An 11140-nucleotide genomic window follows, 5' to 3' on the forward strand; every position below is an offset into this window, starting at 1 on the left:
CTGGATTTCGCTCCGCGAAATCGGCCTCGCCGGCGTTTGAGGCGCGGGGGGCCGGGGGGCAGAGCCCCCCGGTTCGGGATGGGGGTACCTCCCACGCCGCCAGGCGTAGGGGGAGGGCGGGGTGGGGACAGCCCGCGCAGCGGCCCCCAACCGCCGCACCCACCCCCCGTCACCTCACTTCGTGAGATCCGCCTGCAGCTCGTCCAGGATCTTCGCCGCCGCCGTGTACCCGATGCCCTGGATCCACAGCTCGTCCTCCACGGCGAAGACCTTGTCGTTCTTCACCGCCGACATCCCCTTCCACAGCGCGCCGTCCAGCGTCTGCGTCTGCTTCGCCTTCTTCGGGTCGCCGTACGTCGAGTGGAAGACCACGTCCGCGTCCGCCAGGTCGATCTTCTCGGGGCTCACGTCGTACGAGAAGCCGTCCTTGGCCTTGTCCGTCACGGCCGGGCGGCCGAGGCCGACGTCCGCGAGGATCGTGGAGATGTAGTTCTGCCTGCCGTAGATGCGGATGTCCGCGCCCTCGACGAAGCGGACCACGTTCACCTCGGTCGCCGCCGCCTTGTCCTTGCCGCCGAGCGCGTCGGTGACCTTCTTCGTGTGGGCCTCGTACTCCGCGACGACCTTCGTCGCCTCGGCCTTCTTGCCGAGCGCGTCCGCGTGGAGCTGGAAGTTCTCCTTCCAGGGGTAGCCGGTCGTCTCCGTCATCACCGTCGGCGCGATCTTCTTCAGCTCGGCGTACTTCGCGCCGTGCCGGATCTTGGACGTCAGGATCAGGTCGGGCTTCAGCGCCGCGATCGCCTCGAGGTTCGGCGTCATCATCTCGCCGACGTCCTTGATTCCCGCGACCTTGTCCTTCGGCAGGTAGGGCAGGAAGCCGGACTCGGTGTCGGTGTGCGTCGCGCCGACCGGCTCGACGCCCAGCGTGATCGCGGAGTCCAGCTCGGCGGTGTCGAGCACGACGACGCGCTTCGGGGCGTCGGGCACCTCGACGTCCCCCATGGCGGTCTTCACCGTGTGCGTGCCGCCGGCCGCGGACGGGTCCGCGGAGCCGGACTTCGAGGACGAGTCCGAGGAACCGCACCCGGCGAGCGTCATCGCGGCGGCCAGCGCGAGGGAACCGGCGACGAGGCCGTGGCGGCGGAGGGACGTGGTCATGAGGAGGAGACCCTTTCGGTCGGGGGGACGGGGGGTGACGGGGTGTAGGGCGCGCCGGGTACGACGAGCGGCGAGCCGGTCACCGGGTCGGGGACGACCACGGACTCCATTCCGAAGACCTCACGGACGAGTTCGGCGGTGACGACGTCCCCCGGCCGGCCCTCGGCCACGATCCGGCCCGCCCTCATGGCGACGAGATGGTCCGCGTAACGGGCGGCCTGGTTGAGGTCGTGCAGGACGGCGACGACGGTGCGGCCGCGCTCGTGGTTCAACTGCCGTACGAGATCGAGCACTTCGACCTGGTGGGCGATGTCGAGGTAGGTCGTCGGCTCGTCCAGCAGCAGCAGATCCGTCTCCTGCGCGAGCGCCATCGCGATCCACACGCGCTGGCGCTGGCCGCCGGAGAGCTCGTCGACCGGGCGGTCGGCCAGGGTGGTGACGTCGGTGCGGGTCATCGCGTCGGTGACCGCGCGCTCGTCCTCGTCGGACCACTGCTTCCACCAGGCCTGGTGCGGCTGGCGGCCGCGCGAGACGAGGTCCGCGACGGTGATGGCCTCCGGTGCGACGGGCGACTGCGGCAGCAGCCCGATCGCCTGCGCGATCCGTTTCGTCGGGATCCTCGCCAGCTCCTGGCCGTCGAGCAGCACCGCGCCGCCCTTCGGCTTCAGCAGCCGCCCCAGGGCCCGCAGCGTCGTCGACTTGCCGCAGGCGTTGGGGCCGACGATGACGGTGACCTTCCCGTCGGGCACGGCGAGGTCGAGTTCGTGCACGACCGTGCGGTCCTCGTAGGCGAGCGTCAGCTCGCGCGCCGTCAGCCTGCTCACGAATTGCCTCCAGCGGTACGACCGGTGTGGCTGCGGACGATCAGCCAGATCAGATACGGGGCGCCGACGGCGGCCGTGAGCACGCCCACGGGAAGCTCGGTCGGCGAGAACAGCCGCCGCGCCAGCAGGTCGGCGAGGACGACGATCACCGCGCCCATCAGGGCGGAGCAGAGCAGCGGGATCTGCGCGGTGCGGGTCATGCGGCGGGCGATCTGCGGCGCGAGCAGGGCGACGAAGTCGACGGGGCCGGCGGCGCCGGTCGCGACGGACGCGAGGACGATCCCGAGCAGCACCAGCCCCAGGCGGACGCGCCCGAGCCGCACGCCGAGCGCGGTCGCCGTGTCGTCGTCCATCGCGACGGTGCGCTGCGCGCGGGCCGCCCACAGCACGGCGGGCAGCAGGACGAGCAGCGTCCAGCCGAGCGGCCCGGCCTCGTCCCAGCCGCGGCCGTTGAGGGAACCGGTCATCCAGATCTGGGCCTGCTGGGCGACCAGATAGTCGCCCTTGGTCATGACCAGGGTGGTGACGGAGCGGAGCGCGATCGCGAAGCCGATGCCGATGAGGACGAAGCGGGTGGCGTGCAGACCGCCGCGCCAGGCGAAGACGTACACGAGCGCGGCCGCGACGATGCCGCCGGTGACGGAGAGGTACGGCAGAGCGGCGTACGAGGTGACGCCGAAGGTCAGCGCGGCGACCGTGAGCGCGCTCGCGCCCTGGCTGATGCCGATGATGTCGGGGCTGGCGAGCGGATTGCGCGCGACGGTCTGGATGAGCGCGCCGGCGATCCCGAAGGCGGCGCCGGCGAGCAGCCCGACGACGAGCCGGGGCAGCCGCAGCGTGCCGACGACCAGCTCGTCGGGGGACGGCTGTCCGAGGACCACCTTCAGCACCTCGGCCGGCGCGACGAAGCTCTCGCCGACGCCGAGGTAGGCGACGCAGGCGGCGGCGAGCACGGCGGTGAGCCCGACGGCGACGAGCGCGGCGCGCCGGTGCAGCAGGAAGCTGGCGCGCCCGGCGCGGGCGAGCGTGTACCCGGCGGGGCGGACGCGGTCGATGGTGCCGGCGGTCATGCGGTCCTCCACGTGGGCTTTGTCAGCCCGTCGGGGACCCCCGCCCACGGCCGCCAGGCCGTAGGGGGAGATTGAGGACACCGCGCGGAGCGCGGCACGGGGCACGGGGCGGAGCCCCGCACGGCGCGCGGCCGCCGGGGCGCTGGGCCCCAGGGGCCTGGGGCGGAGCCCCGGTTGGGGATGGGGCGGGCAGGGGAAGACGTCACGCCGGCACCGCCTTGCGCCGCACCAGCGTCACCAGGAACGGCACGCCGATCAGCGCCGTCATCACGCCCGCCGGGATCTCGCTCGGCGCGAACACCACACGGCCCAGCACGTCCGACACGAGCAGCATCACGGGTCCGATCAGCGCGGCCATGGGCAGGAGCCAGCGGTGGTCGCTGCCCACGATCGCGTGGGCGATGTGCGGGACCGCGAGGCCGATGAACGCGATCGGGCCCGCCGCCGCCACGCCCACGCCCGTCAGCACCGTCGCGCCGACGCCGCCCACGATCCGTACCGTCGCCACGTTCTGGCCGAGGCCCTTCGCGACGTCCTCGCCGAGGGCCAGTGCGTCCAGGCCGCGGGCCACCGCGACCACCAGCACCGTGCCCACCACAAGGAAGGGCCAGACCTGCTGCACGATCTCCGCGTCGCGTCCGGCCACCGAACCGACCTGCCAGAAGCGGAACTCGTCCAGCGCCGCCGCCTTCATCGTCAGGACGCCCATCGTCACCGACACCAGCAGCGCGTTGATCGCCGCGCCGCCCAGGGCCAGTTTCACCGGTGTCGCACCGCCGCGGCCGCTGGAGGCGATCGCGTACACCGCGACCGACGCGAGGGCCGCGCCCGCGAACGCGAACCAGACGTACCCCGTGAGCGTGTGGATGCCGGCGAACGCGATCGCCAGCACCACGCCCACCGACGCGCCCTGGCTGATGCCGAGGATGCCCGGGTCGGCGATCGGGTTGCGGGTGATGCCCTGCAGGGCCGCGCCCGCGATCGCCAGCGCCGCGCCGACCATCAGGCCGATCAGGGTGCGCGGTACGCGCAGTTCCCGGACGACCTCGGCGTCCGGGCCGCTTGCGCCGTGCAGCAGGGCGTCGAGCACCGCCGACGGCGCGACCGCGCGCGCCCCGACGGCGAGGCTGAGCAGGACCGCCAGCAGCAGAGCCGCCGCGGCCGCCGCCGTCCAGCCGACACGGCGGACGGTTTGAGCGCGTCTGGCTGACATGGACACCTATCGCAGAGAGGACCCAGGTTGGTAAGGCTTGGCTAAGTCTAGGCGTCCGGAATTCGCCGTCTCCGAGGGGGCCGCACGCCCCCCGGCACAATGGCCGGCATGGCCATCCGAACCGCACCGCAGCCGCCCACCGTCGGATTCGACCTCGACATGACCCTCATCGACTCGCGCCCCGGCATCCACGCCGCCTACCGGGCACTGTCCGCCGAGAGCGGGGTGTGGATCGACGCGGACCTGGCGATCACCCGTCTCGGGCCGCCGCTGGAGCAGGAGCTGGCGCACTGGTTCCCGGACGAGCTGATCCAGGAGATGGGCGACCGCTACCGGGAGATCTACCCGGAGCACGCGATAGCGCCGACGCTCGCGATGCCCGGCGCCCGCGAGGCGATCGAGGCGGTCCAGGAGCTCGGCGGACGCGCCGTCGTCGTCACCGCCAAGCACGAACCCAACGCCAAGCTGCACCTCGCCCATCTCGGCATCGCCCCGGACGAGGTCGTCGGCTGGCTGTGGGCGGAGGCCAAGGCGGAGGCGCTGCGCGAGCACGGCGCGAGCGTGTACGTCGGTGACCACATCGGCGACGTGCGCGGCGCGCGGGTCGCCGGCGCGCTCTCGGTGGCCGTGCCGACCGGCCCCTGCGACGCGGACGAACTGCGCGGGGCGGGCGCGGACGTGATCCTGGACGACCTCACCGCGTTCCCCGACTGGCTGCGAAGCCACGCGAGGGCCTGACGCCGGCGCACCGCCGCGCCGGGGGCGTCCCCCGGCGCCGTAAACCGAATCCTGTTGCGGTCGTTACCGCGACCGAGCGGATTTGGCCTGACGTCGCTGCGCCGCGACCGACCGCAGCACCCCGGCCGCGGCGATCAGGAATCCGACGCCCATCAGCATGCTCACGACGTACGCCACCGTCGGGAACGGCTCCGTGCCCAGGAACAGCGGGGCGACGGTGACCAGAGTGGCGACGGCGCCGACGACGAAGACGATGCCGCCGACGCGCACCAGCCCGTCACCCGGGGCGGGAGCGGCTGCGGGAGGAGTAGCAGTCATTCGGCCAGGGTAGTTCCCCTGCGCGTAGGAACCGATCGGGGACGTCTTGTCACCAGCCTCTGGACCATTAGCCTTGGGGGTGGCGGGTCAGGCGACCCGCTGTAGTGCTATCCAGAGCCGTTTTTTCGGCGCCCGCCCGCGGTGCCCCCAGCGCCCGACGAGTACGAGGACGAGGACAGACGTGCCCACCGGCAAAGTCAAGTGGTTCAACAGCGAGAAGGGCTTCGGCTTTCTCTCACGCGACGACGGCGGCGACGTCTTCGTGCACTCCTCCGTGCTCCCCTCCGGCGTGGATGTCCTCAAGCCGGGCCAGCGCGTCGAGTTCGGCGTGGTGGCGGGCCAGCGCGGCGACCAGGCGCTGTCGGTGACGCTGCTCGACCCGACCCCCTCCGTGGCGGCGGCCCAGCGGCGCAAGCCGGACGAGCTGGCGTCCATCGTGCAGGACCTGACGACGCTTCTGGAGAACATCACGCCGATGCTGGAGCGCGGCCGCTACCCCGACAAGGTGCACGGCAAGAAGATCGCCGGCCTGCTGAGGGCGGTCGCGGACCAGCTGGACGTGTGACGCCCGGCGTTCAGACGAACGACAGCGCATCCCGGCCGAGGGGCGGTACCAGCCCCTCGGCCGCCGCGCGCGTCAGCAGGCCGCGCACGGCCGCGTAACCGTCGTCGCCCAGGTTGTGGGTGAACTCGTTCACGTACAGCCCGATGTGCTGGTCCGCGACGGCCGGGTCCATCTCCTGGGCGTGCTCCAGCACGTACGGCCGGGACGCGTCGGGGTCGTCCCACGCCATGCGGACGGACGTCCGCGCGGCGTCGGCCACCCGGCGCAGCATCTCGGCGCCCAGCGAGCGCTTGGCGATGATCGCGCCGAGCGGGATGGGCAGTCCCGTCGTCCGCTCCCAGTGCTCGCCCATGTCCGCGAGCGCGTGGAGCCCGTACCGCTGGTAGGTGAAGCGGGCCTCGTGGATGACCAGCCCGGCGTCCACCTTGCCGTCGCGCACGGCGGGCATGATCTCGTGGAACGGCATCACGACCACCTCGCCGACCCCGGCCGGGACGGCGTCGGCGGCCCAGAGCCGGAACAGCAGGTACGCGGTCGAGCGCTCGCTCGGCACCGCGACCGTCCTGCCCGCCAGGTCGCCGCCCGGTTCGCGGGTCAGCACGAGAGGGCCGCAGCCGCGGCCGAGCGCGCCGCCGCACGGGACGAGCGCGTACTCGTCGAGGACCCACGGCAGCACCGCGTACGACACCTTCAGCACGTCGAACTCCTCCCCTCGCTTCTCCCCCGGACTCCGTCCGGGAGGCGCCGCCAGGGAGGCCCCACCGCGCACGGCCCATGCGTTCGTGACGTCGATGTCCGCGAACGTCACGTCCAGCTCGGGTGCGCCAGGGATGCGGCCGTGTGCCCAGGCGTCGAAGACGAAGGTGTCGTTCGGACAGGGCGAGTAGGCGATCTGCAGGGTCACGGTTGCTCCTGGAGGACGGGGGCGAGCTGCTGGAACGCACCGCGCAGCGCGCCGAGCGCCTCGCCGATGCGCCAGGCGGCGCGGTCGCGGGGCCCCACGGCGTTGGAGACCGCGCGGATCTCGACCACCGGCACGCCGTGGGCGGCGGCGGCCTCGGCGACCCCGAAGCCCTCCATGGCCTCCGCGGCGGCGCGGGGGTGACGTGCGGTCAGCTCGTCGGCGCGGGCCGCGGTGCCGGTGACCGTGGAGACGGTGAGGACGGGCGCGTGCACCGCGCCGACCGCCTCGGCGATGCGCGCGGACAGCCGCGCGGGCGGCAGGTGGACGGTGCGGCCGAAGCCGAGGGCGTCGACGGGGAGGAAGCCGTCGGGGGTGTCGGCGCCGAGGTCGGCGGCGACGATCGCGTCGGAGACGACGAGGGAGCCCACCGGGCAGTGCGCGGCGAAGCCGCCGCCGATGCCGGCGGAGACGACGAGGCCGTACGGCTCGGGCGCGGCCGTCAGCGCGGTGGCGGTGGCCGCGGCGGCGGCGGCCGGTCCGACGCCGGCGACGAGGACGTCGAGCGACGGCGTACGGGTGAGGGCGTAGCCGCCGGGGAGGACGCCGGGGTCCCCCGTGGCGACGGCTTCGGCCTCCGCCGCCACGGCGGTCACGACAAGGACGCGCACGAGGGTGCCCTCCGGGTCCTGCGGGTCCTGCGGGTCAGGAGGCCTTCTCGAACTGGAAGCGGTAGATGCCGATGACCTTCTTGCCCTTCGTCTCCATGATGTTGACGTCGGCCTTGGTGGTCGGCTCGCCGGTCTGCGACGAGAAGAAGGCGTTGCCGGGGATGGTCCGGTACGACTTCTTGTACGGCTCCTGCTCGACGGGCTGCACGCCGAAGAGCAGCGTCCAGCCGTTGTCGGCGATCTCCGGGTCGACGCCGAGGCGGACCTTGTCGTCGACGGCGAACTTGATCTTGGTGGGAGTGCCCTTGGTGAGGCACTTCTGGACCTCGGACTCCTTGAGCGCCTCGCCGTCGTTGTAGCAGGTCGCTTCGGTGTGGACCGAGTCCGATCCGACCGTCACGGTCGCGAGCGGGGTCGGCTTGTCGCCACAGGCGGAGAGGACGAGGAGCCCGGCGGAGACAGCGCCGAGAGCGGCAGCGGTCCGGCGGCGCTTGCCGGAGAAGAACGCAACGGTCATGGTCCGAAGGCTATCGGGCGCGACGGTCACGGCGGCGCGGGGGTACGGGGCGCGTGTCTCCCGCCCGGCCCGTGCGGCTCACGGGGGCGTGCGTTTCCAGCCCGTCCGGCGATGGAGGACACGGCCGCAGGCCGTGCGGCGCCACCGGGTGACCGGGGCCGGAGCGCCGACCCGGTCGCGGGGCTCTGCCCCGTCCCCCGTGCCTCGCGCGGGGGACTGGATGCGGCCGGGTCCGTAGGCGCGGCGCGCCTGTGGGGCTCTGCCCCGGGCCCGCGCCTCAAGCGCCGGCGGGGCGGGGGTGGGCCGGCTCCGTGGGCGCGGCGCCTTGCCTCTGCTACGGGCCCCGTGCCTCGGACGGGCGGGGCTGGACGGGGCACGGTCCGTGTGTGCGGCGTGGCTCGGCGGAGGCCGAGGAGCAGCCCGGAGCCGGCGCGGGCGTCATGCCACCCGCGGGCGCGGCGCGTCGCCGCGGCGGGCCGAGGAGAGCAGGCCGCGCCCCGCCGACACGGCACCCGCCGCCACGATCGCCGCCGCCACCGACATCCCCAGCGAGCCGTTCAGCGGCAGCGCGATGCCGATCGCCCCGCCCAGCACCCACGACATCTGCAGCAGCGTCTCCGAGCGCGCGAACGCCGACGTACGGACCTGTTCCGGCACGTCCCGCTGGATCAGCGCGTCCAGTGACAGCTTCGACAGCGCCTGCGTGAAGCCCGCCGCCGCGCCCAGGACCGCCACCATGCCCGTGCCGAAGAACACCGCCGACAGGACCGCCGCGGTCAGCACCACCGCCAGCATCGTCGCGATGATCAGCTCAGGGCCGCGCGCCTTCAGCCACGCGCCCACGGCCGTGCCCAGCGCGTTGCCCACCCCCGCCGCCACGCCCACCATGCCGAGCGACACCGCGGCCGACTGGCCGGGCAGCGGATGTTCGCGCAGCAGGAACGCCAGGTAGAAGATCAGGAACCCGGACAGCGCGCGATGCGCCGCGTTCGCCTGGAGGCCGTGCAGCACCGAGGGGCCCACCGTGCGCAGGCTCGGCTTCTTCTCGCCGTGCGTCAGCATGTGCGCCTTGCGCTCTCCCTTCGCCGAGTCCACCTTGTGCGGCATCGTGAAGGCCCAGTAGGTGCCCAGCAGGAACAGCGCGCAGGCCCCGTACAGCGGCCACTGGGGCCCGATCTGCTGCAGACCCACCCCCACGGGCGCGGCGATGCCCGTGGCGAGCAGGCCGGCGAGTGTGACCCGGGAGTTCGCCTTCACCAGCGAGAAGCCGGGCGGCAGCAGTCGGGGCACGACGGCGCTGCGCACCACGCCGTACGCCTTGGACGACACGAGCACGCCGAGCGCGGCCGGATACAGCTCCAGGTCGCCGGTCGCGACCGCGCCCGACAGCAGCAGCGCCAGCAGCACTCGGGCGAGCATCGCGCCCGCCATCGCCGCGCGCCGCCCGTGCGGGAGGCGGTCGAGCAGCGGGCCGATCACGGGAGCGAGCAGCGTGAAGGGTGCCATCGTGATGGCGAGGTAGAGCGCGACCCGGCCGCGGGCCTCGTCCGTCGGCACGGAGAAGAACACGGTGGACGCGAGCGCGACGGTGATCATGACGTCACCCGCGCCGTTGACCGCGTGCAGTTCGATCAGCTTTCCGAGGCCCGACTCGCCCGCGCCGTGCGCGTGGGTCGCCTTGCGGATGCCGCGCGCGGTGCCGGTGAACGGCAGGTGCAGGGCACGCCCGACCTTCCGGCCCGCTCGTCGGAGCGGCCCGGACGTCTCGGACGACCTCGCGGCTGCCACCTCGTCATAGTGCCCCAACCCCCTTCGGCGCGAACCGTGCTCCGCGCGGAGGCGGCGTGTTGGCCGCCGATGGCGTCCGCGATGCGGACAGCGCGGCCTGTCGGTTCGTCCCGTGTTGCGACGGGCAGGTGGGCGGGGAGCTGCGAAAGGGGTAGCGTGCGTAGCGCGCCACCGGCGGTTGTTCTCGGCCGCGCGCCTCTTCGGCATCCCGCAGAATGGATGACGTCAGGTGTGCCCGGAAACGGATCGGTCCGGGCGTGGACGTCGATGCGGCCCTCTGGTCCGCTCCGCCCACGGCCCCGTACCTGTCGGCCCGGCAGGCGCACCCGTGAGACGGCGTAGGAGAGAAGCGAGACCTGTGAGTGCGACGACGCGAAGCCGTACCCCCGACCGTCTGTGCGCCGAGGCGGTAGACCTCGCCCGGGAGGCGGCCGAGGAGGCCGCTGCACCGGGAGTGGTGGGCGAGCATGTGTCCCTCGTCTCCGAGGGGGACCGGGTCGTCACCCACTTCTTCGAGTGCAAGGAACCGGGCTACCGGGGCTGGCGCTGGGCCGTGACCGTCGCCCGCGCGTCCCGCGCCAAGGTGGTCACGCTCGACGAAACCGTCCTGCTGCCCGGTCCGGACGCGCTCCTCGCGCCGGAGTGGGTGCCGTGGAGCGAGCGGCTGCGGCCGGGCGACATGGGGCCGGGAGACCTGCTGCCCACGGAGGCCGACGACCTGCGGCTCGAGCCCGGCTACACGGGGGAGGACGAGCCCCCGCCGAACTCGGTGCTCGCCGAGCATCCGCCGTCGCACGACCTGGTCGAGCGGGTCGACGCCGAGGACGCCGAGCTCACCGACCGCAGGCCGGCCGTCGAGGCGACCGACAACAACGGGCGCGGCCAGATCGCGGCGCTGGCCGAGGAGCTCGGCATGCGCCGGGCCCGGGTGCTGTCCCGGTACGGGCTGCACACGGCGGCGGACCGCTGGGACGAGTCCTTCGGCCCGAAGACAGCGATGGCGCAGGCGGCTCCGGCGTCGTGCGTGACGTGCGCCTTCCTGGTGCCGATCGCGGGCTCGCTGCGGCAGGCGTTCGGCGTGTGCGCGAACGAGTTCTCGCCGGCGGACGGGCACGTGGTGTCGCTGGCTTACGGCTGCGGTGGTCACTCGGAGGCGGCCGTGATGCCGAAGCCGCCGGTGCCGCCGCCGCCGGTACTCGACTCGATGGCGGCGGACGAATTCCCGCTGCGGCCGGCGCGCGACAGCGGGTCGGTGTCGCCGGAGACGGACGCGGAGTCGGAGGACCTGGGCCACTCCTAGCCTCTCCGGCCGGCAGGTCCGCCCTCTCGGGCCCCAGGGCGAGCCGCGTTCAGCACGCTGCACCCGCGGGCTGGGCG

The 11140-nt window shown here is 73.4% G+C and carries 12 protein-coding genes; 3 read left to right on the plus strand and 9 right to left on the minus strand.

Annotation, left to right across the window (positions count from 1 at the left end; translation table 11 throughout):
- Nucleotides 1-174: 174 nt before the first annotated feature.
- The 4 genes from AB0K02_RS03880 to AB0K02_RS03895 form a co-directional block, all read right to left on the minus strand.
- Complete coding sequence (locus AB0K02_RS03880; RefSeq protein ID WP_365990752.1) at nucleotides 175-1158, minus strand: iron-siderophore ABC transporter substrate-binding protein; 984 nt, start codon at nucleotides 1156-1158, stop codon at nucleotides 175-177.
- Nucleotides 1155-1982: an ABC transporter ATP-binding protein gene (locus AB0K02_RS03885; RefSeq protein WP_365990753.1), complete on the minus strand. Its 828-nt coding sequence runs from the start codon at nucleotides 1980-1982 to the stop codon at nucleotides 1155-1157. The genes AB0K02_RS03880 and AB0K02_RS03885 overlap by 4 nt, the downstream gene beginning before the upstream one ends.
- Nucleotides 1979-3052 carry an iron chelate uptake ABC transporter family permease subunit gene (locus AB0K02_RS03890; protein WP_365990754.1) on the minus strand — a complete coding sequence of 358 codons (1074 nt, stop codon included), beginning with the start codon at nucleotides 3050-3052 and terminating at the stop codon, nucleotides 1979-1981. The genes AB0K02_RS03885 and AB0K02_RS03890 overlap by 4 nt, the downstream gene beginning before the upstream one ends.
- A 202-nt stretch (nucleotides 3053-3254) precedes the next feature.
- Complete coding sequence (locus tag AB0K02_RS03895) at nucleotides 3255-4265, minus strand: iron ABC transporter permease (protein ID WP_365990755.1); 1011 nt, start codon at nucleotides 4263-4265, stop codon at nucleotides 3255-3257.
- 108 nt (nucleotides 4266-4373) lie between these two features.
- On the opposite strand from AB0K02_RS03895, the gene AB0K02_RS03900 reads away from it, so the two are divergent.
- Nucleotides 4374-5003, plus strand: coding sequence for an HAD family hydrolase (locus AB0K02_RS03900; RefSeq protein WP_365990756.1), 630 nt, complete (start codon nucleotides 4374-4376; stop codon nucleotides 5001-5003).
- 63 nt (nucleotides 5004-5066) lie between these two features.
- On the opposite strand, the gene AB0K02_RS03905 is transcribed toward AB0K02_RS03900, so the two are convergent.
- Nucleotides 5067-5321: a hypothetical protein gene (locus tag AB0K02_RS03905; protein WP_365990757.1), complete on the minus strand. Its 255-nt coding sequence runs from the start codon at nucleotides 5319-5321 to the stop codon at nucleotides 5067-5069.
- Nucleotides 5322-5502: 181 nt separating this feature from the next.
- Between AB0K02_RS03905 and AB0K02_RS03910 the strand changes: the two genes are divergently transcribed.
- Nucleotides 5503-5886, plus strand: coding sequence for a cold-shock protein (locus AB0K02_RS03910; RefSeq protein ID WP_215177820.1), 384 nt, complete (start codon nucleotides 5503-5505; stop codon nucleotides 5884-5886).
- Between the two features lie 10 nt (nucleotides 5887-5896).
- Here AB0K02_RS03910 and AB0K02_RS03915 read toward each other — a convergent pair whose 3' ends face one another.
- From AB0K02_RS03915 to AB0K02_RS03930, 4 genes are all read right to left on the minus strand, one after another.
- Nucleotides 5897-6790: a 1,4-dihydroxy-6-naphthoate synthase gene (locus AB0K02_RS03915; RefSeq protein WP_365990758.1), complete on the minus strand. Its 894-nt coding sequence runs from the start codon at nucleotides 6788-6790 to the stop codon at nucleotides 5897-5899.
- Complete coding sequence (locus AB0K02_RS03920; RefSeq protein ID WP_365990759.1) at nucleotides 6787-7458, minus strand: futalosine hydrolase; 672 nt, start codon at nucleotides 7456-7458, stop codon at nucleotides 6787-6789. Before AB0K02_RS03920 ends, AB0K02_RS03915 begins: the two co-directional genes overlap by 4 nt.
- A gap of 34 nt (nucleotides 7459-7492) precedes the next feature.
- Nucleotides 7493-7975 carry a DUF2771 domain-containing protein gene (locus AB0K02_RS03925; protein WP_365990760.1) on the minus strand — a complete coding sequence of 161 codons (483 nt, stop codon included), beginning with the start codon at nucleotides 7973-7975 and terminating at the stop codon, nucleotides 7493-7495.
- 438 nt (nucleotides 7976-8413) lie between these two features.
- A complete protein-coding gene (locus AB0K02_RS03930; protein WP_365990761.1) occupies nucleotides 8414-9763 on the minus strand; it encodes an MFS transporter in 1350 nt (449 codons plus the stop codon).
- Between the two features lie 358 nt (nucleotides 9764-10121).
- On the opposite strand from AB0K02_RS03930, the gene AB0K02_RS03935 reads away from it, so the two are divergent.
- Nucleotides 10122-11063, plus strand: a complete 942-nt coding sequence (locus tag AB0K02_RS03935; protein ID WP_365990762.1) for a DUF3027 domain-containing protein — start codon at nucleotides 10122-10124, stop codon at nucleotides 11061-11063.
- Nucleotides 11064-11140: the final 77 nt, after the last annotated feature.

The sequence above is a fragment of the Streptomyces sp. NPDC049597 genome, from assembly GCF_040675505.1.
In the GTDB taxonomy this organism is placed as follows: domain Bacteria; phylum Actinomycetota; class Actinomycetes; order Streptomycetales; family Streptomycetaceae; genus Streptomyces.

Coding starts and splice junctions, on each gene's coding strand:
- AB0K02_RS03905 (WP_365990757.1), bottom strand. CDS start 5,321: ATGACTGCTACTCCTCCCGCAGCCGCTCCCGCCCCGGGTGACGGGCTG.
- AB0K02_RS03895 (WP_365990755.1), bottom strand. CDS start 4,265: ATGTCAGCCAGACGCGCTCAAACCGTCCGCCGTGTCGGCTGGACGGCG.
- AB0K02_RS03925 (WP_365990760.1), bottom strand. CDS start 7,975: ATGACCGTTGCGTTCTTCTCCGGCAAGCGCCGCCGGACCGCTGCCGCT.
- AB0K02_RS03880 (WP_365990752.1), bottom strand. CDS start 1,158: ATGACCACGTCCCTCCGCCGCCACGGCCTCGTCGCCGGTTCCCTCGCG.
- AB0K02_RS03900 (WP_365990756.1), top strand. CDS start 4,374: ATGGCCATCCGAACCGCACCGCAGCCGCCCACCGTCGGATTCGACCTC.
- AB0K02_RS03890 (WP_365990754.1), bottom strand. CDS start 3,052: ATGACCGCCGGCACCATCGACCGCGTCCGCCCCGCCGGGTACACGCTC.